Here is a 23,971-nt window from a genome sequence, read left to right as displayed (position 1 = left end):
GAGATCGGTCGTCCAATTCGAGTGAGATCTCTGCTACTCGTCCGCGCGGTTCTCGCTCAGGTGCTCCCACACTTCGGTACAGCCACAGCCGTCCTCGACGCCGGCGAGGTGGTCGTCTTCGGCCCGTGAATCGGCCCGTGACGCGTCGTCCGCCGCTGATTCCACCTCCTCCGCCACCGCCTCCGACTCCGCGATCTGCTGTTCGTCCATAGTTACTAATCTTGCGAGTAACTACTGGCGTCGGGTCCATATACGTTTCGGCCCCCTTTTGTACGGGCCGATAAAAGTACGACGTATGACCGGCCGGGCAGACGACGTCTTCGACCTGCTGGGGCTGACGGAGTACGAGGAGACCGCGCTCGAAGAGCTGATATCTCTCGGGCAGACGTCGGCGCCCAACCTCGCCGAGGCGACCGGAATCCCCAAAGCCCGCATTTACGGCGTGCTGGACGCCCTCTCCGACCGCGGATTCATCAAGGTCATTCCCGGGCGACCGAAGCAGTACCAGTCGAAGTCACCCGAGGAAATCCTCGACAGGGCCGTCGAGAACCAGCGACAGGAGTACGAACAGTTCGAGGCCGAACTGGATACGCGCCGCGAGGTGTTCCTCTCCGAGTACGATCCGCTGTTCGAGCGCGCCACCGAGTCGGTCACCCCGACGTCGGAACTGTTTCACGTCGTCGACGTCGGCGAACCCAGCGAGCGGGAGACCCGTCGGATCTACGACGACGCCGACGAAAAATTGCTCGTTATGTCGAAGAGCTTCGAGTACTTCGACTCGGTCCGCCCCGCCTTCGAGGCGGCCCTCGACAGGGGAATCGACGTCTCCGTGCTCCTGGTCGCTCCCGATCGGCTGAGCGATGAGAACAGAGACGTTCAGGCGGGTATCGTCGAGGAAATTTCTGATTCGTATCCGGAAGTCGGGATCCGGTTCAGCGAGGAACGACTCCCCTGGCGGGGCACTGTGGCCGACCCGAGTATGGAGTACGACTCCGGGACGGCGATTCTGCTCGTGCAGGAGGATGATGTTCCGAACCACATGCGGCAAGCGGCAATAACTGAAAACGAGGCGTTCGTGGCTGGATTAAAGCGGTACTTTGACCTTGTTTGGGAGTACGAAGCCTTGGAACGGACCTGATCGGCTGTGAACGTACGCTTCGGTCACATCTTGTATCCGAGTTGTTGGAGCTGTTCTTTGAGCTTCGCAGCGTCGATCTCTTCCTGTTCCTTAGGCTCCTGGGCTCGTATATCGCGCCTCTCGCCGTTTTCGACGACGTGCCACGGTACTTTCACCGTCGCGTCGTTGTAAATGCCTGGATGATGGCCGTAGTCACGCATCGGGAAAAAGTCGTGACGGTCGCCGAGCATTTCACCGTGATCTGCCGTGATAACAGTTCGTCCCGTCAGTTCGGGAAGGAGTTCTGTAACCTCCTCAAGCACCAATTCCAGATTTTCACGATAAGAGCGACGCAATTGCTCTCTCGTGGCGTTCTCGTTCTCGTCGATTACTTCGAGTAACGAAGAAGAGTGCTGGGTGAAAGTCTCACCCGTCTCTCCGAGGAACGGATGATGTGGCTGCAGATAGTGAACGATGAGTCGCTTGTCTTCGTACTGGTTGACCGCTCGCTTCGCGTATTCAGTCACGCTCTCGGGAGCAACTACTCCCAACTCTTCGTCTGCCCAGGTAACGTCGTAGTTTCCGCTATGGAGGTTGTAGTGATCGAAGATGTCTGAGTTAATCTCGTCTTTTAACTGCAGGTACCAGCCGTTGTCCATCACGTATACGGTGTCGTAAAGCGTTCGGTTAGTGAAAGTTCCCCGGATGAATCTGTAGGTGGCACTCCCAATCGATTCGACGTATCCCGTTGTTCCCTGTAGGTCAGCGACCTCTTTGAAGTAATCGTATCGGCAAGCGTCAAGAATTATCAGATTGTCCCAGTCCCGATCGAGAACGTTCACTCCGTCGGGATTGAAATCGCGACGAAATCCACGGGTATGAAAGAATTTGTTAGCTTCCCGAATCGCCCGTGCTGGGTCACGAATTGCCCGTTTGATACCAGCGAGCGAATACATAATGACGTTAACGAAAAGTGCATCGTGATATTTGAACACTCCTATTTCTGCCCTCTCTAGCAGTGACCAACGAAGCGTCACGGTTACTTCCTCTCGTTTAGTAATGTGTAAGTATTCAACCGCAATGGCACGTCTTACATACGTCTATCACACCGACTTCGACCCGTCCAATGCCCACGGAAACCAAATAATTCACACCTGTAACGCCCTAACACGTCTCGGCCACAACGTAACGCTACTAGCGGCAGGAAATCCGCACGAATACGCACGAGCCAACAACCTCTCAATTGAATTTGAAGTCGTCCACACTGGCACTACCGGGAAAGACACGACCTCGGACCGGCTCCGATACTATCTCTCTGCGTTGTTTCGCTCTCGCTCCGATGACGTTCTCTTTACTCGTGACGTGTCTTTCCTCCGCGTGTTAGCTCATCTTCCGTCGTGGGTCTACCCCCTGACGATCTATGAGGCCCACAAGGCGTACAGCGGTATCGGCGAAATTGGTTCAGACGAGGAGCGGAATCGTGTAGAGGCAGTCGACGGCGTCCTAACCATTGCTCGGCCAATCGCAACGGACCTGGAGTCATTAGGTATCTCCGTCGACGCCGTCGTACCAGATGCGGCCTCCGCTTCACTAGTTCCAGACTCGGATTCGGAACGTCTCGAAGACAAACTCGCGGTCGAATCCGCTTCGGTCTTCGTTTACGCAGGTAGTATCTCTGCTTGGAAGAACGATCTCGAACTTGTCATAGAGGGATTCTCACTCATCGTCGACGACGTCCGGGCCAAACTCGTCGTCGTCGGTGGCACGGACGACGAAATAGCGGATCTCAGGGAGATTGCTGAGGAACACGGAGTCGAGAACGACGTAACGTTCGTTGGTCGCGTACCCCAGGAGGACGTATTCGAGTATCTCGCAGTTTCGGACGTCGGATTCGTACCGCTGAGAGATTCTGATCGCATCGCGAGCCACTACACATCCCCCCTGAAACTCTACGAATACCTCGTTTGCGGTCTCAAAGTCGTGGCCTCTGATGTTCCGACGATCGCGGACATCGCAGTCAACGATGAATCGATCCATCTCTACGAAAATGCTAACGTCGACGACTTCGCCGACACGAGTTTGAATGCACTCGATGCATCCATCTCAAACCCACGTGAGACAGGAGCGTACGAATACACGTACGAACGTCGCGCAGACCAGATAGACGAAGTGATTAGTAATTTGACAAATTCATGGCCGGAAGAAATTACTGACGAGTCCCAAAGTGGTCGTACCAAGCCACGTAATTGAGTACCTTCCAAAGCGTGAGTCCGTAATCACGTCGTTCTGAACGATGATCTGCCCACAGATCAAACACCCGGTCTGGGTTCACGTAGGGGGTCGTCTGGAGATGTTCGCGGGTGATCCACCCTTCAATCGCCTCGTGACCCTCTCGGAACCAATTGCTAACAGGCACGCCGAGACCGTGTTTACTCCGCTGAAGCGTCCGATCGGGTAGTACGTCCCTCATCGCACGTTTTAGTAATGGTTTGTACTCACCTCGCTTGTGTTTACGAGGAACGCGGTATAGGAAGTTCACAAGACCGTGATCGAGGAACGGAACACGTGCCTCTAGCGAGTGGGCCATACTCGCTTGGTCGACTTTGTAAAGCAGGTCGTCGGGTAACCAATAGGCGACGTCGAAAGCGCTGATCCGGTCAAAAGAGTGATCGGTCATCGCCCGGTCGAAAGACGCGTCGATAACGTCTGTCAATCCGCTAGAATCGGGAGTCTGATCCGAATCGAGGTATCGCTCTGGGGGAATCTGGAATCGTTGCATGAGCCCCTGTAAAGCGCTTTCGTCGTCACGCATGGATGTGAAATAGCGGAGGCGCTTGTCCCCTTCGGAGATGTGTTTCTCCGCTAACGCTGCCACCCTGAAAGCAGGCCCGGGCAATCGTCCGTACTTCTGTCGGTCGTCCTGAATTTTGTAATACCAGTATCCGGCGAGTAGTTCGTCAGCTCCCTCACCAGAGAGGACTACTTTGACGTGCTCACTCGCGAGGTCTGAAAGCAGGAGCGTCGGAAAGATTGCCGGGTCAGCGAGCGGCTCGCCGAGCTCCGAGACGAGTCCATCAAACAGGTCCATAGAGTCTAAATCCACGGTAATCTCGTGGTGATCCGTTCCGAAATGCTCGGCGACGTATCGCGCTTCGGAACTTTCGTCGTACGAGTCGGCTTGAAATCCGATCGAAAACGTCTGTAACGGCGAATCCATCTTCTCGGAGAGCAGAGCGACGATACTCGACGAATCGAGTCCACCTGAGAGAAATGCTCCGAGCGGAACGTCCGACATCATACGCCGTTCCACTGACCGTTCGAGGTGAGTGCGGAGCCGCGATGCGAGTTCGTCCGGACTGCCCGAGACTGGGTCACCGCCCGGCCGCCAGTACTGGCGCCGTTCAACGCCTGCAGACGTGACGTGGACTGTTGATCCAGGGGGCACCTTCTGTATTTGCGAGAAAAGCGTCTGTGGTGACGGTGTATATCGAAGCGTGAAGTAGTTGTAAACCGCCCGTTCATCAATCGATCTATCGACTCCGGCTGCGAGCACTGCTTGGATTTCACTCCCCCAGACGAATCCTGATTCAGTGTCGGCGACGTACAGCGGCTTTATTCCTAACCGGTCGCGAGCGAGGAAGAGTTCGTCGTCTTCGGCATCGAACACAGCGAAGGCGAACATCCCATCGAGGTGCCGGGTCATGTCCGTACCGTACTCCTCCCAGAGGTGGACGAGTACCTCCGTGTCCGAACGCGTCTCGAAGCGATGGCCTTTGTCAGCAAGGTCTGCCCGTATCGATTCGTGGTTGTAGATCTCACCATTGAAGACGGTGATAACAGAGCCGTCTTCGTTCCGAATCGGTTGCTCTCCGCCTTTCAAATCTACGATGGCGAGACGTCGCATACCCATCGCTATCGGTACGTCACCGTCGACGAATCGCCCATGGTCGTCGGGACCTCGATGGGTGAGACAATCGATCATCTCATCAAATGTAGAACCGGCAATCTGCCTGCCGAACACGCCCGCGATTCCGCACATGAAAGTTATTTCTGTGAGGTCTGCCAAAGAATGTATCGAAGCGTCGCAGCTGGCCGTGCAATGGTGTGGAGCGGCTCAAATCCTGACGTTCCTCTCTGTCCATCCAGATGTTCGCGCTTCTGATCGACGACATCGTGAAAACGATTCTACTGGTTCGAGACGACGCGTCCGTATATCCTCGTACCAATCCGCTCGACAGGATCGATCGCCATCCCGATTGCGAGGGGCGATAGGAGGCCGAAGTGACTGAATAACGTTCTGAATGCCTGATATCCTTCGACGCTCTCGCCGTCTGTAACAGCAACTATCGCTCCTGAGGGTTCTGCGTCGTCCGAAGACAGGTTTTCCTCACTGCGCGAATTCGCCACGAATTTGATGGTACGGCCGGTATCCAGCCACTTTACAAACAACATCGATTGAACACAGAAGTAGCAGTTCGCATCGTACGTAACCGTAATTTCCCGTGAGCTAGTTATGCGCGCGTAGATACGGTCCCAAGGGAGGAACAACAGGTAGATCAGGTACATATCGAAGAAGTACGGGGTCATGGCGAGCGCTATCCCTGTGTGCATTGCACCGAGGCCGATGATGAACGGCGTAATCGACCAACGAAGGAGTACTGCTACGAGAAAGCCTGTCTCCAGGAAGACGGTTCCCGCGGCGACGGCGGTGGCGAGCAACAGTGAACCGGTTATGAAATCAACGAAAAGCAACTCTCGGCCCGAGATGGTCTCCCAAAGAGCGAGATACCGGGCCAAGTTAGCGGGGTCAATCCAGGCTGTCAAGGGTCCGTCGACGATTTTCGTCAGACCTGAATGCGCGTATATAATTCCGAGAACGACGAGCAACCACTTCAGCGGCGACATCGAATATGTTTTGGAGGTTCCAGTATCTAGTTTATCGGTGAGCTGATCGAGAGATTTGCCACCAGTCCGACGTAAACCATCGACCGATAACAGGTCTTCTTCGGCGAACAGGGCGAAAAGCAAGAGGACATACACGGGGTAGAGGAATGTCGTGGAAGTGCCACCAGTCGTGATCATATTGAGAATGGCACTCATGTGGGCCAGGAGAAGCGCAGAAACGAATCCCGTGATCCGAGTCCGGAATCCGATGACGAACGCAACGAGGGTAATTACGACCAATAGCCGCTCAACGGGGAGGTACCACAGGTCCTCTGAAAGCAGCAAGAACTGATACTCATCGTGAAGATAGACCGGCCACACGCGAACGATCTCCCAGTCCACGTAGCTATCTACCTTCCAGAGCGCGTAGAGTCCGACGAGAACACGTGCGACAGCTAGATTGAACGGACTCTCTCGCTGTTCCGTTGCGAAGTAATTGACGAAGGTCACGCGTTTGCACCCCTTGCCTCTCCGTACGACGCTTCGTACTCCCAGGCGACCGCTTCCGACATCGCTACTTCGTTCCCGTCGTGTGAAACGTGAATCGCAATTCGGTACAGACGGAGCGTTTCGAACGCTCCTATCTCTTGCAGGCGCTGCTCGTTCCAGCGGTAGTCGAGTTGATGTCGTGGAAACTTGTAAGTCCCGTCGTAGGTGCCCGATTCGACAGTCGTCCGATACTTGGTTGCTCGATAGAGGAGATACTGCGCTAGCTCTGACGCTTCCTGATCAGTATACGATTCACCCCAGTATTCATCGTCAATCTTCTGGCCGTACCGGTGTGCTACCGGTGATATCAACACTGACGTGGCACGTGGGTCGTACCGTAGCTCGTTTCCATCTGCGTCGACGACGCGGAACTCGTACCGGACGTCCTCCGTCGGCGCTTCGTTACCGAAGAGGGTCCATCCATTAAAAGGCCATCCAGGGGGAACGACGGTTCCCTGCACGACCAGAAGTACGACGAAGAACGCGAGAAATCCCGCTCTCACTCCCCTCCGATCGTGATACCTGATAGCTATCGCTGCCGCACCGAAAAAACCGAGGAAAAGCAAGAGATGGAAGTCCGAAAGTATTTGCAACGGCACAGGGATCATATACGTAATTCCGGAGTAGGCCACTATAATACAATTCCGGTCTCTGTGAGCGGAACGGGCGAGAGGGGAGTCACGGACTGGTTTCGAGAAATGTATGAAACAAACGGGCAACAACAGTTAGTAGAGGAGGCAACCGTATGCGAACACCAGCAATTACGTCAACTGAAAATCACGTGCCGGTCAGTATATCGTTCCTTGCGATTTTATCGATGATCCCACTCAGTATGGTTACGTCGATGAAAGTCACGACTATTCTGGCCAAAACGGCCGTTATTGCGATATCACTCGTCGTGATTCCGATGCTAATCGCAAGTTGTTTCTTCGTCTGGATCGGGCTCAGTCGTTTCGTGCCCTTGTATCGGTCGTGACCAGAGCACAGCGGATCAAGTGGACCGAATGACTCGCGGGGCACTGGAAACGGAACTAATAGGAACCTGCCGAGGATGGCTTCCCTACAATGGACGGTCCCAAAGTCTGTTTCGTCGTTAACGCGGTCGGTGAAACGAGCGTCCCCGCGGACATCGCTCGGGGCCTCGTTGACAACACAGATGTGGAGGTAGACGTTCTGGCCTGGTTCGCGGCGGAACCGTTCGCGGGGTCTGATTCCATCGACGTCACCAGTCTCGATGCGCCGGACACGACCGTTGGTGTCGATTGGAACACCGTTCGACGCGCTCGGCACTTCATGCGGCAATACGACCTAGTTCAGGCCCACCACAATCATTCGGGCGCCTTCGCGAAGATTATTGCCCGTTCACTGGGGATACCGTCCGTTTCGCGCGAAGGAAACATGCGAATGGGCTTCAACAGGCTCGGCAGAGTCGCGAACGGGCTGACGAATCCACTGGCGGACCGCGTCGTCTGTAACTCTCGGGCGGTGTACGACTCGTTTCAGTGGTGGGAGGACGCGCTACTCCCGGCCGACAAAGTTGCCTTCATACCGAACGGCGTGGACTTCGATCGACTCGCTGCCGGCCGAGATTTGAATTGGAGCATTTTCGGAGATGCAAAAGCTTCCCCTGACTCCGTCGTCGTCGGTACGGCCGGGATGCTGACAGAGCAGAAGGATCACGAGACGCTGGTCCGGGCTCTGGAGTTGGCCCGAGAGCGGTCCGACCGGCGGATCGAACTGGTCCTCGCCGGAGATGGACCGCTAGAATCGGAGTTGCGACAACTGGTGACCGATCTGAATCTCGACGAGTCGGTCCACTTTCTCGGATACCTCGACCGAAAGCGAGTGTACAAGATGCTCTCCGAGATCGACGTGTACGCCATGCCATCGCTGTGGGAAGGGTTCAGCGCGGCAGCCGTGGAAGCGCTCGCATCAGAAAATGTAGCCATCTTCACAAATATTCCGCCGTTCACGGACCCGTACGGAGACGTCGCGCGTTTCCACCCGACCGGCGACCAGGAAGTGCTGGCGGATCATCTCGTTGAACTCGCGGCTGACCCGGTCGAACGTGACCGACTCGCTGCCAGCGGTCGCCGACTGGTCGAAGAAAACTACGCCATCGAATCGGTCGCGACTGCGTATCGCGACCTCTACGAAGATGTTCTGGCCAACGCGTAACTACATGTAACCGAGGTCTTCGAGCCGTTCCTTCACCGCTTCGCCGCCGGAGGAATCGCCGTCTCGCTCGTCGGTCTGATCTGGCGTGGGACGGTGGTTTCCTCCGTTGAGTTCCGTCTCGATGGCGTCACGCACGTCAAGCACGCTGTCGATCGCTTTGACCAGTGACGGGTCCGTTCCGGCGACCATCGCCTCGTGCGTGTGTATTCCGTGCTGGAGGCCGTGGTCACTGATCAACAGGAGTTCGTCACCCGGGCAGAGATCGTCACGGAGTTCGCCAACGAACTCGTCGAGTTCGTCGTACGCCGCCATCTGGAGCTCGGGGAGGTCGTAGGTTACGTGACCGATCAAGTCGAGGCTACTCGTGTAGGCGAAGAGGAGTTCGTTGCGACGGCCCCGGAGGCCGCGACGTGTGCGAGCGATACGGGTCATCGCCATCTCCATGCAATTCTCGTAGAACTCGTAGGGATCCGACGAGGTGTGACCGCCTTTGGCGTCGAGGTCCCGTTCGAACAGCGAACCGAGGCTCCGCCTGAGGCTGTGTTCCCTGTCCTCCGTATCGACATCGACGACGTAGTTCGGAATTCCGATGGGCGCCGCCTTTCTGCCGTCGAAGACTGTCGATATGTCGTTGTCGGCGTAGTAGGTCGCGGGGACGCGGAAGGCGTCCGCCTGCGTGTTGGTCAGCAACCAGGCGCCGATTCTCATCTGGAGGCCCTGAGGGACGAGGTAATCGGCGAGTGCGCTCCCGTAACGGAACAGCGGATTCTCCCACGCGACTCCGTCGTCGAGAACGAGTCCGTGCTCCGCCGGTTCGAGCCCGGTGATGATGGTCGGCCAGAGCTCGTGAGTGCTGGGCTCACCGGCGTGGCTATCGATCGTTTCGATCGATCGATGCGAAGTGAGCGTTAAATTCTGGTGTCTCGACGGATCCACGAGATCGGGGTCGAGCGCGTCGATGCCAAGGACGACGAGGACCATTCGTACGGGTGGAATACTGTGGCGGGTTAATCTCTTTCGGACCCGAACCGGAATACAGAAGACGACACGGCAGCTTTCGGACAGTAAGTCCCCAATGGCTTCGCCCAATATCGTCTGGATTACGCTCGACAGCGTTCGGGCCGACCACACCACCATGGACGGCTATAAGCGCGATACGACGCCCCGAATGGCGGCGGTGGGCGACGACGGACACACGTTCGATACGTGTATCGCGCACAGTAAGTCAACGCAACCGTCGAGCGGTGCGATACTCACTGGGCTCGCGCCGACGAGAAACACGCTCGGGATCGACGGCGACGTCCTCCCGGAGCAAGTGACGACTATCGCAGAGCGATTCTCGAACACGGGTTACCAGACAGCGTGCCTCTCACGCAATTCCTTCGTGAGTTCCGCGACCGGACTCAACCGCGGATTCGATCGCTTCCAATGGCTCGCGTCTGAAACAATTCGCCAAGCTGGATTCAAGACACTCGCCAAGTATCTTTTCAATATCCGAAAACATTCGGCGGGATTGACGCGCGACACTGCCAAGCACGCGTCGCCGTTCCTGATGAACGAGATCGCTGAACGGTGGCTTCTTGACTTACGGTCGAACGAGAGTCCCTTTTTCTTTTATCTCCACTACAACGAACCTCATCGACCGTACTATCCGCCACTTTCATACATCGACGAGTACGCGGACGACATCGATATGAAGCCTCGTGAAGCCGCCGAATTCGCCCTTGACGTCCACTACGATCTACCGTCGATAATCGCCGGCGGGTGCGATCTGGACGACGGCGAATGGGCGGCACTGAAAGCGATGTACGATGCCGAAATAGCCTACACCGACGAGATGGTCGGAAAACTCGTTAAATACGTTCGGGCGAACACGCCCGAAGACACCATAGTTGTTATTACCGCGGATCACGGGGAACTGTTTGGCGAATACGGATTGCTCTCTCACAAATACGTTCTGACGGACGCCGTTACCCGAGTTCCACTGGTCGTGTCGGGGCTGGAGGAATCGCTGGCGGTTGGCAGGGACAGCATCGTCCAGCACGCCGACGTCATGACAACGCTTCTGGGTATCGCAGGCGGAGACGCCGAGGGAACGGTCGGCGTGGACCTCCGTTCGGAGACCCGGGAGTACGCCGTTTCACAACGTGGGCCGATAGAGTTCCCAGAACGATATCGCGACAGCCCCGATTTCGACACAACTCGGTTCCACGAGTCTGCGTTGACGTCGCTTCGGACGGACGCGTTTCGGTACCAGCAAAGCGTGGGCTGGTCCGAACTGTTCGAACTTCCAGAAGAGCAGCGTGACGTATCGGCGGACTACCCCGACATAGCGGACGAACTCTCTGAAAAACTCGAGTCATGGTTGGAGCGGTACGGGCAACCGATCGGTCGCGGCCAATCGGGTGAATTCTCCGACGCCGTCAATCGCCAGCTACGCGACCTCGGGTACATGGACTGATGCGACTCGGCAAGACCGCTCTCTACCACTTCGGCACCCAAATCGTCATCTCGCTGTCGGGGTTTATCGCCACGTTCGTCATCGGGGTGATGGGCGGTGCATCCGATCTCGGATACTACTCCTATGCCGTCGCGCTGGGTTTCTTCTGGCTCGTCATTCCCGCGAGTGGCGTCTCGTCGGCAGTGACGAAACGAATGAGCGAGGGCGAAGAGCCGGACAGGTATTTTGGCGGTGGTGTATTGATCAACGCCGGGTTAGCGGTCGCACTCGGAGGGATCATTCTCGGATTTGGCTGGGTACTAGAGACCATCGACCCACCAGATCTGGTCGTCGTTCAGGTCCTCGTCGGTTACAACACAGAGGTAGCGACGCTACTGGTCGCCGCGACGCTCATGAAGACCACGCTCGCGGGTATGCAGGGTCAGAAGCTCGTGGCGCGGTCGGGCGGACTCAAGGCGCTCGACCGCGTGGTCAGGACGACGATTCAGGTCGCCGTCGTAGTGATGGGGTTCGGTGTCGCAGCTCTCACGCTCGGTCACGCGGCGTCGCTCGTGATCGTCTCCATCTTTGGGGTCGCTATCGTCCGAATCCGACCGTCGCTCCCGGCCAGACGACATCTCAATAGCCTGTGGGAGTACGCGAAGTACGCCTGGGTAGGGGCTCTCCGTGGGCGCGTGTACGGCTGGATGGACACGCTCGTCCTCGGCATCTTCCTGACCGGAGCAGCAGGAGCGACGCTGATCGGCGTCTACGAGGTGGCGTGGGGAATCGGTTCACTGCTCGGGACGGCGAGTTCGTCGATCAGCGCCACGCTGTTTCCGGAAATGAGCGAACTCGACGCGGACGGTAACCACGAACGGATCGCCCATTATCTCGACGAGGCGCTCGCGTTTAGTGGCGTCATCGTCCTGCCGGGTTTCGTCGGGGCCGCGCTCATCGGTGAGCGGATATTGCTGTTCTACCGGCCCGAGTACGCCGTTGGCGCCACGGTACTCGTCATCCTCGTCGGGTCGTATCTGGCCGACGTCTACGCCAGTCAGTTACTCAACGTCGTCAACGCGGTGAACAGGCCCGACGTCGCCACGCGCGTCAACGTCGCCTTCATCATGACTAACGTCGTCCTCAACGTGGTTCTCGTCTCGTGGATCGGCTGGACGGGCGCGGCTATCGCCACTGCCGCATCCGCGGGAGTGCGAACGACCGGGGGGTACTTCGCCTTGGTCAGCCTCCTCGACCACGTCACGATTCCGGTGCGGACCGTGGGCGCACAGATACTGTCGGCCTGTGTGATGGGCGTAGCAGTCGTCGCCGTCGAACCGGCTGTCCCCCACGCCCGGATCTGGACTCTCGCGCTCGTTACGCTGGGCGCCGTCGTCTATTTCGCTACGCTGTTCTCGCTCTCCGGTCGCGTCCGTTCGAAGACGCGGTCGCTGTTGCCCGCACGGAACCGTGTGGTGTGAGCCACGTTGCGTTATCGAGACCTAGCCGGAGGATAGAGCTACCCTCCCGACATCAAGTATGAGAATCCTTAATTACGACGGTGACCGTCTCATCGGATATGAAAAACGTTCTCTTCGTCACTATCGATTCGTTGCGGGCAGACCACGTCGGCTACCACGGCTACGAACGCAACACCACGCCGTTCATCGACGAGTACGCCTCGCGGGGAAGCCGCTTCACGAACGCATTTTCACACGTCGGCGGGACTCGCTTCTCCTTTCCGTCTCTTCTCACCGGCGTGACGCCGCTGATGTACGGTGGACACGACCGCATCTCCGACGAACAGACGCTCGTTTCTGAAGTCTTTCAGGACGCCGGTTACCGGACCGGCGGGTTCCACTCGAACCTGTACGTCTCTGGACAGTTCGGCTACGACCGGGGATGGGACACGTTCTACGACTCCGCCCCAGAAGAGTCGACGACGGCGGGTTTCCGGAAGTGGGCGAAGACGAATCTCTCCGGACCGATTCTCGACTTCCTCAGATGGGGATATGATCTCCTTGAGTCCTCCGCCGGCGTCAACGTCGGGTCGTACCACGTCCCCGGTGACGAGATTACGGACATGGCCATCGAGTTCATGGAGAGGGACGACGAGCAGCCCACGTTCTTGTGGGTTCACTACATGGACGTCCACCACCCGTTCCTCCCGCCGGCGGAGTATCAGCGGGAGTTCAGGGACGACGTCGTTAGCGATCGAGAGTCGATTAAACTCCGACGGAAGATGATAGAGGAACCCGAGAACGTCACCGACGAGGAACTCCAGACGTTCATCGACCTCTACGACGCCGAGATACTGTTCAACGACGCGCAGGTCGGCCGCCTCATGGAGGCCGTCGAAGACAACTGGGGCGACGACTACGTGTTCGCACTGACGGCAGATCACGGGGACCACTTCCTCGAACACGGGTACTTCGGCGGCGCGCGCGCGCTTCACGTGAAGAATCACGTCCCGCTGTTCGTCGAAGGTTGGGACGACGAAGGCAGCTACGACGAGATTGTCGGGCTGGCCGACCTCCCGGTAACGCTCCTGGATGCCGTTGGACTCGACGTTCCGTCGAACTTCTACGGCTACAATCTCGCTGACCTCGTGTTCGAGGGAGAATGGGAGCGCGAGGACGTCATCGGGGGCTGGTCCAGCGGCGACGACAAGCACCTTAGGGTCCGCGAACAGGACTGGAAACTGATCGAGCGGCCCGACGGGACAAACGACGAACTGTACGACCTCGCGAACGATCTCGAGGAGCAGGAGAACGTCATCGACGAATATCCAAGTGAGGAGCGCCGCCTCCGGCAGAAACTCGACCGGCACCGGCAGCTCGTCGAGTCGACCGAGGACGATAGCGTCGAACGACCGGATATGAACGAAGACGTAAAGGAACGACTCCGACGGCTCGGGTACAAGGAGTAGCGCGCACCATTCAAATCCATTTTTCGCCGGTCTCGGCTATGCTACGGCCGCAAGAATCGCCCGATATCGCTCACACGCCCCGTCGAAGCTATACTCCTCCTCTATCAGCGAGCGGCCACGAGCACTGATCGCTTCCAAATCGTCGCGTGCGAGGATAGACTTGACGCCGGACCGGAGAGATTCCGGATCCCGGGACGTTATGTGGAAGCCCGTTTCGCCGTCCCTGACTACGTCCGGAACGCCGGAGACCGGTGTCGCATACACGGGAGTCCCGCACGACAGGGCTTCGAGAATCGTCGTCGGCAGGCCTTCAGTGGGCTGTGACGGAAGCAGGACTAACCGGAGTTGGTTCAACTCGGCGGCCACTTCGTCGTGGTCGACCCAACCCGCCATCTCGACGGTTCCGGTCTCAATCTCGGTGCGCAGTTCGTCCGCCAACCACTCACTCAGATCGCCATCGCCGATGAACCTGAACGTCACGTCGTCAGGCAACGACCTGGCGACCGCGGCGAGCTCCCGTATGCCCTTCTCCTCGTCGAGCCGTCCGAGAAAGCCGACTACCATGTTGCGGTCTCGGTACGGAACGCCGACTTCGAATTTGTCGGTTCGAACATATCGGGCACCCGATGGAAACACCTTCGGAGCGGCCGGGTCTAGATCCAGTTGTTTCGCCATAGAGGGCGTGTACGTAACGATACCGTGCGCGAGGGCGAACCCTATCCGTTCGAGGGCCCAGACGAGTCCCGCAAGCGATCGCGCGACGGGAGACGGTAACGTTCGTTCCCAATTGAGGCGAAGCGTGAGGGGAACGTCACCTCTGGGTTCGACGAGTACGGTTTTCCCGACGATTCGGGCAACGAGTATCGGTAACACGTACGATGTCGCCCCGTAGAACAGCACCACATCTTCGTCACGTCCGGCCACCGTTCGGGCCATTCGCACCTGGTTTACCGCGAATCGTACAGCAGCGACGACGACAGAGTCTCCCGCGCCCTTTCGAGTCACCTCTATCACCTCTCGTTTGTCGCGTATCTCCGAGTCAAACGGGAGGTCGGCAGTAACGAGCGCCACGCCCGTGATGGCCGCCAGTATATCTAACAGACTCCTGGTCGCGTTTTCGCCGGCGGCAGCGAGCGGATGCGTGACCACACAGACATCGGGAAGGTCAGCGGCACCGGAACTCTGATCTTTCATTGTCATCTCCACTTGTATATCCCGAAGAGGTACCCCAGCCCGACGGCCCCGGTGAAAACGAAGAGCATGACTAGCTGAAGGGCCTTCTCGACCGATGGCCCCGAGACGAGGTCGCTAATCCGCGACGGCACGAACTTCGTGAAAAGCTGACCGAGGAATTCCGACTCCTCACCAGCAGATCCCGGGACGAGTACCTGCATTCCCCGCTTCGAGTAGCCCTGCCAGAACGCCCGGTCCAGGAGCCAGACCGGGTCGGTGCGGTAGTCGAAGATCTTGTGGGCGACTTTCGCGTCCGGGTTGTAGTAGACGCGATGACCGTACTCGGTATCGAGGCGGGCGGCGAGTTCAGTCTCGCCTCCCTGCAAGTTGGCGTCGCCCTTCCGCCCCCCGATGTCGTCCTCGAAGCCGCCGAGATCCAGGAACGTCTCACGGTCGAAGGAGATGTTCGACCCGAAGGTGTTGCGCACTTCGCCAGGTGTGTCCTCGTCGCCGCCGGCGGGACCGAACCCGCGCTGAGTCACGCCGACGAGCCAGTAGAACTCCTCGGGCAGGAAGGCAGGCTTCCCGGCGACCCATGCGGGCGTCATCCGGCCGCCAACAGCCCGGACATCCCGCTGTTCGTAGACGTCCACTAGTTCCTGAATCCATCGTTCGTCGGCGATGGCGTCGTCGTCCACGAACGCGACGACGTCACCCGTGGCGACTGCCGCGCCGTTGTTCCGACTCTCCAGCAGGCCGACGTTCTCCTCGTTGCAGTGGAGAACGACGTCGCCCTGGTCATCGAAATCTTCCTGGAACCGGTCGTAGACGGCCTCGTTCCCGTCGGAGACGAGGACAAGTTCCACGTCCTCGTACGTCTGGTCGAGAACGCTCCGGGCCGCTTCCGAAAAGTCGTCGTATCGATCGAGCGTGTGCGTACAGAGGACGACCGAGACGCGCATATCACTCCGGTAGCAGTGACGCGAGAAAGGCGTTTTCATCCGCCAACCCACCGGTCGCGTTCGCATCCCTGTCCCGGAATTACGGGCAGTGCGGTGGGCCGTTCGCATATAAGCGTTCGACGCCGGATCCCGGTTATATGACAAGGCTTATGGAGACGATGTGACTCCTTCCGTCCAATGAGTCAATGGCGGGGCCGCCTCGAAGAGAACCCCGAACTCGAGTCAGCCGCCGACTGGGTTACAGCCAACTACCATATCCCGGTCGTCGCACTGTTGCTCGCGTTCATGCTGTGGAATCGGCTTCGGAGCGTCTCCAACTTCGTCGTCGACGGTGAGGTACTGTTTCACGGGAACGACGCCTGGTATCACTATCGCTCGGTCTCCTATACGGTGCGGAACTGGCCGGCGACGATGCCGTTCGACCCGTGGACCTACTTCCCGTACGGCAACGCGTCGGGTCAGTTCGGGACGCTGTTCGACCAGATAATCGCGACCGCCGCTCTCGTCGTGGGGCTCGGTTCCCCGAGTGACCAGACGGTCGCCTTGACCGTCCTCGTCGCCCCGGCATTCTTCGCCGCGGCGGCCGGCATCCCGACGTATGTCATCGGCCGACGCCTCGGCGGTCGGCTCGGTGGCATCACCGCCGTCACCGTCCTCGCCTTCTCCGTCGGTTCCTTCTTCAACCGAAGTCGGGTCGGCTTCGCCGACCACCACGTCGCCGAGGCGCTGTTCCAGGCGCTCGGCATCCTGGCCGTGATGGTCGCGATCACTGCCGCCCACCGTGAGAAACCGATCTACGAGCAAGTCGTCGAACGTGACTTCGGCACGCTCCGGCCCACGCTCCTCTGGAGCGCGCTCGCCGGGTTCGCGATTACGCTCTACCTCTGGGTCTGGCCCTTCGGCGTCCTCCTCATCGGTATCGTCGGCGTCTTCCTGCTCGTCCAGATGTGCCTCGAAGTGGTCCGCGGCGAGAGCCCGGAACACACCGCATTCGCCGGTGCGGTGATGCTGGCCGTCACGGGCGTCACGATACTCCCGTCGACGCAGACCGCTACGCTGACTGCCAGCGATTATTCGATCCTTCATCCGCTCCTCGCGTTCGCCGTGGCTGGCGGTTGCGTATTCATGGCGTGGCTGGCTCGCGAGTGGGAAGACCGCGACCTCGACAGGACGCTCTACCCGGTGAGCGTCGGTGGGATCATCGCCGGCCTCGTCCTCCTGACGTGGCTCGTCCTTCCCGGCGTAATCGACTACTTCGTCAATCAATTTCTCCGAATCTTCGGACTGGGGTTCACGACGAGTCAGACGGGTGGGACCGTCGGCGAAGTCCAACCACTGGTCAACTGGGAGCGACAGGGCCTCGGCTACGGAATCCAGCAACTGTTCGACGCCTACGGGTTCGCCCTGTTCCTGGGTTTCCTTGGCGGTCTCGTCGTTCTTGCCCGCCACATCTGGGACGACCACATACCGGCCGAGCAACTGCTTATCGTTGTCTGGCTCGCCTTCATGACCGCGACGACGTTCACCCAGGCCCGGTTCCAGTACTACCTCGTGTTCCCGCTCGCGGTGTTGACGGGGTACGCGGTGAGCATCGTCGTCGGCTGGATCGACCTCGAACTGGACGGCGACGTGACGAACATCGAGGCCTACCAGGCCCTGACTATCGTCGCCATCCTCCTCGTCATCCTCGTCCCCATCGCACCGACGGCGGTGGCCGCAGGGTCCCCCAACCAGGGCTTCAACCACCCCGACGGCGACATCCGGGCGTGGAGTGAAGGTCTCGGCTGGATGGAAGAGAACACGCCCGAGGAGGGCGCATTCAACGGGAGCGACGGTAATCTGGACTACTACGGTACCTACTCGAAAACGGACGACTACGATTACGCGCAGGGAGAGTACGGCGTCCTCTCCTGGTGGGACTACGGGCACTGGATCACTACCATCGGCGAGCGGATTCCGAACGCCAACCCGTTCCAGCAAGGAACACGATCGGCAGCGAACTTCCTGATCGCGCCCAACGAGACGCAGGCCAACGACGTCCTCGACGAGATGGACGAGGACGACGCGAAGACCCGCTACGTCGTCATCGACTACAAGATGGTCGACACGTACTCCAACTACCGCGGGAAGTTCTTCGCACCCACGCAGTTCTACGACGAGGGCGACGTCACCCTGGACGACTACACCCAGCGCATCTACTACAACCTCCAGAACGGCGCGTACTTCCGCCTCCAGTCACAGGAGTTCTACAACACGACGGCCGTCAGGCTCTACCAGCACCACGGGAGCGCCGTGGAGCCCGAACCGTACGTGATAGACTGGAGTCCGACGCAGGTGCAGAACGGCGCGACCGTCAACGCCGTTCCGCCACAGGAGCCGAACTCCACGAGCAGTTTCCGCCAGTTCGATTCGATGGCAGACGCGCGGGCCTACGTCGCGAACGACAGCTCGGCACGGATCGGTGGCATCGGCGGCAAGCCGAGCCAGCGAGTCGAAGCGATGGAGCACTACCGACTCGTGGGAGCCAGCGACAGGTCAGCCACCACGAGCAACAACTACAACCGCGGTCTGCTCTCGACCGGACTGGCGCTGTTCGGCGACCAGGGAGCGACCGTAGTCCAGAACCGAGCGGACTGTAACAGCGACGTGACAGTCCCCCAGGGAGGCGGCGGTTACGCCTGCCTCAGCCAGGGCGCCGCTGACTTCCTTCAGCCCACGGAACCCCGCTGGACGAAGGTCTTCGAGCGCGTCCCCGGTGCGACGATCGAGGGGACCGGCCCCGCGGACACGACCGTCCGCGGACAGGTCGAGATGCAGATGCCCGGTTCCGACGAGACGTTCACCTACCACCAGGTCGCCGAGACCGACGAGAACGGGGAGTTCACGATGACCGTCCCCTACTCCACGACCGGCTACGACGAGTGGGGTCCCGACGAGGGACACACCAACGTGAGCGTCCGGGCCAACTCCAGCTACCAGTTCCAGACCGCCACCCAGGCCGACAACGGAACCGTCTACTCCTGGAGCGGAACGACCGACGTCAGCGAGGGCCAGGTCATCGGGAAGGACGACTCGGTGTCGACTGTCGACATGGAGCGGTCAGAACTGTTCAACCCCAACGAGCAGGGCAACGAGTCCGACGGCTCGGAGAACGTGACGGCCGGGAACGGGACGGACGGCTCCGACGGCGATTCGACCAGCGACACGTCCGGTGACGAGACGACCGAGAGCGGGACGGACGCCAACACGACCGGATCGCTGGTTCCAGCCGCCAGAGACTAGTTCTGTTACACGAGGAGGTGGCTACCCTCGCCACCGACCGACGCTGGCAATTACTTCTCGGCGACGTTCTCTCGACGCCACTCGACGAAGTCGGTGACGGCGTCCGATTCGTCGAACCGTTCGATCGGGACCACTTCGTAGGGGTGGCGCCGCTCCACCAGTTCGACGACGTCGTCGTAGCGGTCGGCAGTCGTCTTGACCATGAGGAGCGCCTCGTCTGCGAACTGTACCTCACCGTCCCAGCGGTACGTCGACGTACAGTTGACGCTGTTGACGCTCGCGGCCAGACGCTTCTCGACGAGTGCTCGTGCGAGCGGTTCACTCTCCGAGAGCGGAACTGCGACCAGGGCTGTCGGCATAGGCGGAGTATAGATGGCCCCGCGGAAAAGAGGTCGAGGTAATCCGGGCAGTACCGCAGTTTCAGCGACGGTGGTCGCGAGAGCGCCGCGACGGGGTCACTCGGCGAGCGGGTTGTAGCTCCCGTTGATGTCCCACTCGTGGAGGCAGTACGGGTCGCCGATGAGTTTCTCACCGTCCTCGGAATCGATACGCCAGGTGGAGACGTCCTCGTCCCAGACGTCCCGTCGCCCGCATCGTTCGCAGGTCCGCTCGGTCGGTGGGACCACTTCGTTCATACCTACACGGATCTCTCCAGGGGCTAATCAGCGTGCCGGTCCGGAGTCTCCTCACTCGAACTGCGGGAGGTCGTCGGGACCGTCGTACTCGCTCTCCCAGTCGACGTACTCGTTCTCGAGCACCTCGCTCACGACGCCGCCGAGTTCCGCCATGGCGGCGTTGATGCCCGAGACCGTGTCCCAGGAGTCGAGATCCGGGTGGATATCCCGTTCGCGCCAGTTCTCCGGGAGACCGGGGGCGTGATAGCCGACACGGGTGGCGAAGGCGTCCCAGAAGAAGTCGAACTCGGCGATCAGGCCCAGGTCGAGGACGACGCCGAAGGCCGTCTCTGAGAGGTCCGTGCCGTCGGCCCACTCCTCGAACGCCCGTTCCCAGGCGCCGTCCTCGAGAAACGATTCGAGTTCCTCGCGTCGGTACTCGGTCCCGCCGGGGTCGGCGTCGTCGTAGTCCGCCGCGTCCTGGGCGGGGTCGAGCGCCGGCGGCTCCGGAGCGTCAACGTCGAGAGGCATGTCCGAAGAGATGGTCGGTGTCGGGAAAAGGGTACCCGTTAGCAAGGTTCGAGAACGACGGACTCTGGCCGCCGGTACCGGCTCACCGGTCAGCGTGTTCTGCGACTGCCTGCTCGTGGAGTTCGCGGCCTCGCTCGGAGTCGACGGTCAACTCGGCGACAGGCGTCGGATCGCCGTCGTCGTCGACGGCGACGTAGACGGAGTAGGATTCGGTCGTCGGGACGCGGTCGCCCGTCCGCGGATCCTCGCGAAACGTCTCCAGGCGAACCTGGACGCTCGTCCGCCCGGCGTCGAAGACGTACGCCCGGATCAGTGCCACGTCACCGACCGAGATCGGCCGCTTGAAGTTCACCTGGTCCATCCGGGCGGTGACGCAGTTCTCGCCGGAGAAACGCATCGCCGAGAGCGCACCGAGTTCGTCCATCCACTTGAGAACGTTGCCACCGTGGGTCGTCTGGAGGTTGTTCGCGTGGTTGGGCTGGACCAGCCAGCGGTTCTCGATGTACGTGTCTATCAGATCCGGCATAGCGACGAGTTTCCGACGGGAACGAAAGAGTGTATCGACCGCGAAAGAGGAAGACAGAATCGTGTGACTGCGCCGGGCGAAACAGTGATCAGGCGGTGACGTACTGGGCTTCCCAGTCCTGTCGTGCCGACAGCTCACGCCGACCACGGCTGGTGAGCGTGTAGAAGTTCGTCCGGCGGTCGCGCTGGCCCTTCTCGACCATCCCCTTCTCGACGAGTGTGTCCAGGTTGGGGTAGAGTCGACCGTGATTGACCTCGCTCTCGTAGTAGTCCTCGAGTTCTTCCTTGATAGCGAGTCCGTGGGGTTCTTCGAGGCCCGCGATGACGTACAACAGATCACGCTGGAATCCAGTCAGATCGTACATGGTAACCAGCTAGGTATAAGATCTCCGTATATATCACGTTATCTGAGACGATAGAAACCAGATAACCCCAACGTTATCGTCCAGTGTGGCACCGAACGCGTTCGCTCAAGGCGGTGAAAGACGTGTTTTCGAATTGTTATTACTGACATACAGTCCGCGAGCACGCACACCGCCCCTTCGTCGTCCCTGGCGCTTCCCGTCCCGACAACGATAACAGGGGTGAATGAGTAGCGAGGGTGATGACCGAACCCGCCGAGTCCGGCCGGGACCTGCCGCCCCAGGGTGGGGGAGAGGGCAGCGTCACGGTCGTGGGCACGGCCCACGTCTCCCAGGACAGCGTCGACGAGGTCGAAGAGACGATCGAATCCCGCCGGCCAGACGTCGTCGCCGTCGAACTCGACGAGGGCCGGTACAAGCAGATGAAGGGCGAGGCGCCGGAGGACCTGGACGCCAGCGACATGTTGCGGGGGAACACCGTCTTCCAGTTTCTGGCCTACTGGATGCTCTCGTACGTCCAGACCCGTCTCGGCGACCGCTTCGACATCTCCCCGGGGGCAGACATGCTCGCCGGCGTCGAGACCGCAGAACGACTCGGTCTCGGCGTCGCCCTCGTCGACAGGGAGATCCAGACCACCGTGCAGCGATTCTGGGCACGGCTGACGCTCAAGGAGAAACTCGTCCTCGTGGGGAGTCTACTCGCCGAATTCGACGACCCGCGAGTCGTCGGGACCGGGCTGGGGATGGCCATCGGACTGGTGGTCGGCGTCGCCGCCGAATCTATCGCCGGTCCGGTCCTCCTCCCCGCCGGCGCGTGGGCGGGTGGAACGCTCCCGGCGATCCCGCTACTCGGTGGGCTCGCTATCGCCGCCGCGGACTTTTTGATCGTCGCGCTCGGAATCGGTCTCGTCGTCGGGATCCCCATCGCAGTCTTGCTGACGTCGCTGGGCGGCGACGAGGACATGGAGGAGTTCGACATGTCCGACCTCACCGACGGCGACGTCGTCAGCGCCATGATGGAGGAGTTCCGCCGGTTCTCGCCGGGCGGCGCCGAGGCGCTCATCGACGAGCGCGACGCCTACATCGCTCACCGACTTGTCGCGCTTCGTGAGGCTGGCTACGACGTCGTCGCCGTCGTCGGTGCGGGCCACCAGGAGGGCATCGAACGATACCTCGCCGACCCGGCCTCGCTGCCGCCGATGGACTCACTCGTCGGGCAGGAGGAAAGCGGTCGATTCTCGGTCTACAAGATCGTCGGCTACGCTATCACGCTCGCGTTCCTGGCCTTCTTCGTCCTGCTCGCGCTCGGCGGCGCGAGCCAGCAGTGGCTGCTCGAACTGTTCGCCGCGTGGTTCGTGGTGAACGCCGTGTGCGCGGGCGGACTGGCGCTCGTCGCGGGCGCCCGCTGGACGAGCGCGGCCGTCGGCGGCGGCATCGCCTGGATGACGAGCGTCAATCCACTGCTCGCTCCTGGCTGGTTCGCCGGCTACGTCGAACTCAGGTACCAGGACGTCAGCGTCGCCGACATCGCGACGCTCAACGAGATTCTCGACGACCAGGAGCTACCGATACTCGAACTGGTCGCTCAGATGCGCGAGGTGCCCCTCTTTCGGCTGATCATGGTCGTCGCCCTCACCAACGTCGGGAGCATGATCGCGAGCCTGATCGTCTTCCCGGCGATCCTCCCGTGGCTGTCGGCGCCCATCGGCGGCGTCGAGGCGATGGGCGGACTGCTCGTCGAGGGCGCCCGGACCGGCGCCGACGTCATCTGGTCCGCGGTGAGCGGATGAACTTCAGCACTCCCGAACTCCGCGACCTCGGGGTGGCGTGGGTCACGCTCGGCGTGGCCTTCACCGTGTTACTCGAACGGACCGGGATCCAGAGCGCGCTCCGGGGCAACGTGGCCAGCGTCGCCGGGGAACTCGGCTCGACGTTCGCCGTCTCGATGGTCACCGTCGGCGTCGGCTTCCTCTTCCACGAACTCGCCCACAAAGTCGTCGCCGTCCAGTTCGGGCAGGTCGCCGAGTTCCGGGCCGATTACAGCATGCTGTTCGTCGCCGTCGTCGGGGCGTTCATGGGCTTTCTCTTCGCCGCGCCCGGCGCCGTCCACCACCGCGGGCGGATTACGCCCAGGGAACACGGCCTCATCGCCGTCGCCGGCCCGGTGACGAACCTCGTCTTCGGCGCCGTGTTCGTCGGCGCGTGGCTCGTCGCGCCGTCGGGGATACTCTCCGAAATCGCCTGGTTCGGACTGTTGATCAACTTCCTCCTGGCGGGGTTCAACATGATCCCGTTCGGTCCGCTCGACGGCAAGACGGTGCTGGACTGGAGCAAGGGAGCCTACGCCGTGGTGGCGCTCCCGAGTTTCGCCCTCGCCGCGCTGGTCGTGTTCGCCATCTTCTGACCGCCGTCGGCGAGCGAGAAG

At 60.1% G+C, this 23,971-nt stretch carries 22 protein-coding genes; 9 read left to right on the top strand and 13 right to left on the bottom strand.

What is annotated here, in order from left to right:
* Positions 1 to 33 precede the first annotated feature (33 nt).
* Positions 34 to 210 (bottom strand): DUF8595 family protein, encoded by a 177-nt coding sequence (locus tag AC5FRV_RS04330; RefSeq protein ID WP_493559868.1) that lies wholly within the window; start codon positions 208 to 210, stop codon positions 34 to 36.
* Positions 211 to 295: 85 nt separating this feature from the next.
* On the opposite strand from AC5FRV_RS04330, the gene AC5FRV_RS04325 reads away from it, so the two are divergent.
* The gene (locus AC5FRV_RS04325; RefSeq protein WP_493559867.1) at positions 296 to 1,138 is read left to right on the top strand and encodes a TrmB family transcriptional regulator; all 843 of its coding nucleotides are present in this window, start codon (positions 296 to 298) and stop codon (positions 1,136 to 1,138) included.
* 23 nt (positions 1,139 to 1,161) lie between these two features.
* Here AC5FRV_RS04325 and AC5FRV_RS04320 read toward each other — a convergent pair whose 3' ends face one another.
* Positions 1,162 to 2,154: an alkaline phosphatase family protein gene (locus AC5FRV_RS04320; RefSeq protein WP_493559866.1), complete on the bottom strand. Its 993-nt coding sequence runs from the start codon at positions 2,152 to 2,154 to the stop codon at positions 1,162 to 1,164.
* Positions 2,155 to 2,197: 43 nt separating this feature from the next.
* Between AC5FRV_RS04320 and AC5FRV_RS04315 the strand changes: the two genes are divergently transcribed.
* Positions 2,198 to 3,367: a glycosyltransferase gene (locus tag AC5FRV_RS04315; protein WP_493559865.1), complete on the top strand. Its 1,170-nt coding sequence runs from the start codon at positions 2,198 to 2,200 to the stop codon at positions 3,365 to 3,367.
* Here the strand turns inward: AC5FRV_RS04315 and asnB are convergent.
* The 3 genes from asnB to AC5FRV_RS04300 form a co-directional block, all read right to left on the bottom strand.
* On the bottom strand, positions 3,324 to 5,156 hold the full coding sequence (gene asnB, locus AC5FRV_RS04310) for an asparagine synthase (glutamine-hydrolyzing) (RefSeq protein ID WP_493559864.1): 1,833 nt from the start codon (positions 5,154 to 5,156) through the stop codon (positions 3,324 to 3,326). The two genes, AC5FRV_RS04315 and asnB, sit on opposite strands and share 44 nt — an antisense overlap.
* 146 nt (positions 5,157 to 5,302) lie before the next feature.
* Positions 5,303 to 6,511, bottom strand: coding sequence for a DCC1-like thiol-disulfide oxidoreductase family protein (locus AC5FRV_RS04305; RefSeq protein ID WP_493559863.1), 1,209 nt, complete (start codon positions 6,509 to 6,511; stop codon positions 5,303 to 5,305).
* Entirely contained in the window at positions 6,508 to 7,182 is a 675-nt protein-coding gene (locus tag AC5FRV_RS04300; protein ID WP_493559862.1) for a hypothetical protein, read from the bottom strand. The genes AC5FRV_RS04305 and AC5FRV_RS04300 overlap by 4 nt, the downstream gene beginning before the upstream one ends.
* A gap of 433 nt (positions 7,183 to 7,615) precedes the next feature.
* On the opposite strand from AC5FRV_RS04300, the gene AC5FRV_RS04295 reads away from it, so the two are divergent.
* A complete protein-coding gene (locus AC5FRV_RS04295; RefSeq protein ID WP_493559861.1) occupies positions 7,616 to 8,728 on the top strand; it encodes a glycosyltransferase family 4 protein in 1,113 nt (370 codons plus the stop codon).
* Here AC5FRV_RS04295 and AC5FRV_RS04290 read toward each other — a convergent pair whose 3' ends face one another.
* A complete protein-coding gene (locus tag AC5FRV_RS04290; RefSeq protein ID WP_493559860.1) occupies positions 8,729 to 9,709 on the bottom strand; it encodes an alkaline phosphatase family protein in 981 nt (326 codons plus the stop codon).
* Positions 9,710 to 9,803: 94 nt separating this feature from the next.
* Here AC5FRV_RS04290 and AC5FRV_RS04285 point away from each other — a divergent pair, with 94 nt between their 5' ends.
* From AC5FRV_RS04285 to AC5FRV_RS04275, 3 genes are all read left to right on the top strand, one after another.
* Positions 9,804 to 11,189 carry a sulfatase gene (locus AC5FRV_RS04285; protein WP_493559859.1) on the top strand — a complete coding sequence of 462 codons (1,386 nt, stop codon included), beginning with the start codon at positions 9,804 to 9,806 and terminating at the stop codon, positions 11,187 to 11,189.
* A complete protein-coding gene (locus tag AC5FRV_RS04280; RefSeq protein ID WP_493559858.1) occupies positions 11,189 to 12,649 on the top strand; it encodes an oligosaccharide flippase family protein in 1,461 nt (486 codons plus the stop codon). The genes AC5FRV_RS04285 and AC5FRV_RS04280 overlap by 1 nt, the downstream gene beginning before the upstream one ends.
* A 98-nt stretch (positions 12,650 to 12,747) precedes the next feature.
* A complete protein-coding gene (locus AC5FRV_RS04275; RefSeq protein WP_493559857.1) occupies positions 12,748 to 14,097 on the top strand; it encodes a sulfatase family protein in 1,350 nt (449 codons plus the stop codon).
* 36 nt (positions 14,098 to 14,133) lie between these two features.
* Here AC5FRV_RS04275 and AC5FRV_RS04270 read toward each other — a convergent pair whose 3' ends face one another.
* Both AC5FRV_RS04270 and aglG read right to left on the bottom strand, forming a co-directional pair.
* Positions 14,134 to 15,291 (bottom strand): glycosyltransferase, encoded by a 1,158-nt coding sequence (locus AC5FRV_RS04270; protein ID WP_493559856.1) that lies wholly within the window; start codon positions 15,289 to 15,291, stop codon positions 14,134 to 14,136.
* Positions 15,292 to 15,293: 2 nt separating this feature from the next.
* The gene (gene aglG / locus AC5FRV_RS04265; protein ID WP_493559855.1) at positions 15,294 to 16,232 is read right to left on the bottom strand and encodes a glucosyl-dolichyl phosphate glucuronosyltransferase; all 939 of its coding nucleotides are present in this window, start codon (positions 16,230 to 16,232) and stop codon (positions 15,294 to 15,296) included.
* Positions 16,233 to 16,409: 177 nt separating this feature from the next.
* Between aglG and AC5FRV_RS04260 the strand changes: the two genes are divergently transcribed.
* Entirely contained in the window at positions 16,410 to 19,514 is a 3,105-nt protein-coding gene (locus AC5FRV_RS04260; protein ID WP_493559854.1) for an oligosaccharyl transferase, archaeosortase A system-associated, read from the top strand.
* A 50-nt stretch (positions 19,515 to 19,564) separates the two neighbouring features.
* On the opposite strand, the gene cutA is transcribed toward AC5FRV_RS04260, so the two are convergent.
* From cutA to AC5FRV_RS04235, 5 genes are all read right to left on the bottom strand, one after another.
* Positions 19,565 to 19,873: a divalent-cation tolerance protein CutA gene (gene cutA, locus AC5FRV_RS04255; RefSeq protein ID WP_493559853.1), complete on the bottom strand. Its 309-nt coding sequence runs from the start codon at positions 19,871 to 19,873 to the stop codon at positions 19,565 to 19,567.
* Positions 19,874 to 19,969: 96 nt separating this feature from the next.
* Positions 19,970 to 20,149, bottom strand: a complete 180-nt coding sequence (locus AC5FRV_RS04250; RefSeq protein WP_493559852.1) for an HEWD family protein — start codon at positions 20,147 to 20,149, stop codon at positions 19,970 to 19,972.
* 51 nt (positions 20,150 to 20,200) lie between these two features.
* Positions 20,201 to 20,659: a DUF7992 family protein gene (locus tag AC5FRV_RS04245; RefSeq protein ID WP_493559851.1), complete on the bottom strand. Its 459-nt coding sequence runs from the start codon at positions 20,657 to 20,659 to the stop codon at positions 20,201 to 20,203.
* 82 nt (positions 20,660 to 20,741) lie between these two features.
* Complete coding sequence (locus tag AC5FRV_RS04240) at positions 20,742 to 21,185, bottom strand: acyl-CoA thioesterase (protein WP_493559850.1); 444 nt, start codon at positions 21,183 to 21,185, stop codon at positions 20,742 to 20,744.
* A gap of 88 nt (positions 21,186 to 21,273) precedes the next feature.
* Complete coding sequence (locus tag AC5FRV_RS04235) at positions 21,274 to 21,549, bottom strand: PadR family transcriptional regulator (protein ID WP_089817392.1); 276 nt, start codon at positions 21,547 to 21,549, stop codon at positions 21,274 to 21,276.
* A 239-nt stretch (positions 21,550 to 21,788) separates the two neighbouring features.
* Here AC5FRV_RS04235 and AC5FRV_RS04230 point away from each other — a divergent pair, with 239 nt between their 5' ends.
* Both AC5FRV_RS04230 and AC5FRV_RS04225 read left to right on the top strand, forming a co-directional pair.
* Positions 21,789 to 23,336, top strand: coding sequence for a TraB/GumN family protein (locus AC5FRV_RS04230; protein WP_493559849.1), 1,548 nt, complete (start codon positions 21,789 to 21,791; stop codon positions 23,334 to 23,336).
* Complete coding sequence (locus AC5FRV_RS04225; protein WP_493559848.1) at positions 23,333 to 23,950, top strand: zinc metalloprotease; 618 nt, start codon at positions 23,333 to 23,335, stop codon at positions 23,948 to 23,950. Before AC5FRV_RS04230 ends, AC5FRV_RS04225 begins: the two co-directional genes overlap by 4 nt.
* Positions 23,951 to 23,971: the final 21 nt, after the last annotated feature.

The organism is Halomicrobium sp. HArcel3, assembly GCF_058933135.1.
This window is presented reverse-complemented; position numbering and strand designations above follow the sequence as displayed.

Bases quoted from the DNA above. Each gene is read 5' to 3' on its own strand.
- AC5FRV_RS04330 (WP_493559868.1), bottom strand. From the start codon at position 210: ATGGACGAACAGCAGATCGCGGAGTCGGAGGCGGTGGCGGAGGAGGTG.
- AC5FRV_RS04325 (WP_493559867.1), top strand. From the start codon at position 296: ATGACCGGCCGGGCAGACGACGTCTTCGACCTGCTGGGGCTGACGGAG.
- AC5FRV_RS04315 (WP_493559865.1), top strand. From the start codon at position 2,198: ATGGCACGTCTTACATACGTCTATCACACCGACTTCGACCCGTCCAAT.
- asnB (WP_493559864.1), bottom strand. From the start codon at position 5,156: ATGTGCGGAATCGCGGGCGTGTTCGGCAGGCAGATTGCCGGTTCTACA.
- AC5FRV_RS04295 (WP_493559861.1), top strand. From the start codon at position 7,616: ATGGACGGTCCCAAAGTCTGTTTCGTCGTTAACGCGGTCGGTGAAACG.
- AC5FRV_RS04290 (WP_493559860.1), bottom strand. From the start codon at position 9,709: ATGGTCCTCGTCGTCCTTGGCATCGACGCGCTCGACCCCGATCTCGTG.
- AC5FRV_RS04285 (WP_493559859.1), top strand. From the start codon at position 9,804: ATGGCTTCGCCCAATATCGTCTGGATTACGCTCGACAGCGTTCGGGCC.
- AC5FRV_RS04280 (WP_493559858.1), top strand. From the start codon at position 11,189: ATGCGACTCGGCAAGACCGCTCTCTACCACTTCGGCACCCAAATCGTC.
- AC5FRV_RS04275 (WP_493559857.1), top strand. From the start codon at position 12,748: ATGAAAAACGTTCTCTTCGTCACTATCGATTCGTTGCGGGCAGACCAC.
- AC5FRV_RS04270 (WP_493559856.1), bottom strand. From the start codon at position 15,291: ATGAAAGATCAGAGTTCCGGTGCCGCTGACCTTCCCGATGTCTGTGTG.
- aglG (WP_493559855.1), bottom strand. From the start codon at position 16,232: ATGCGCGTCTCGGTCGTCCTCTGTACGCACACGCTCGATCGATACGAC.
- AC5FRV_RS04260 (WP_493559854.1), top strand. From the start codon at position 16,410: ATGAGTCAATGGCGGGGCCGCCTCGAAGAGAACCCCGAACTCGAGTCA.
- cutA (WP_493559853.1), bottom strand. From the start codon at position 19,873: ATGCCGACAGCCCTGGTCGCAGTTCCGCTCTCGGAGAGTGAACCGCTC.
- AC5FRV_RS04250 (WP_493559852.1), bottom strand. From the start codon at position 20,149: ATGAACGAAGTGGTCCCACCGACCGAGCGGACCTGCGAACGATGCGGG.
- AC5FRV_RS04245 (WP_493559851.1), bottom strand. From the start codon at position 20,659: ATGCCTCTCGACGTTGACGCTCCGGAGCCGCCGGCGCTCGACCCCGCC.
- AC5FRV_RS04240 (WP_493559850.1), bottom strand. From the start codon at position 21,185: ATGCCGGATCTGATAGACACGTACATCGAGAACCGCTGGCTGGTCCAG.
- AC5FRV_RS04235 (WP_089817392.1), bottom strand. From the start codon at position 21,549: ATGTACGATCTGACTGGATTCCAGCGTGATCTGTTGTACGTCATCGCG.
- AC5FRV_RS04230 (WP_493559849.1), top strand. From the start codon at position 21,789: ATGACCGAACCCGCCGAGTCCGGCCGGGACCTGCCGCCCCAGGGTGGG.
- AC5FRV_RS04225 (WP_493559848.1), top strand. From the start codon at position 23,333: ATGAACTTCAGCACTCCCGAACTCCGCGACCTCGGGGTGGCGTGGGTC.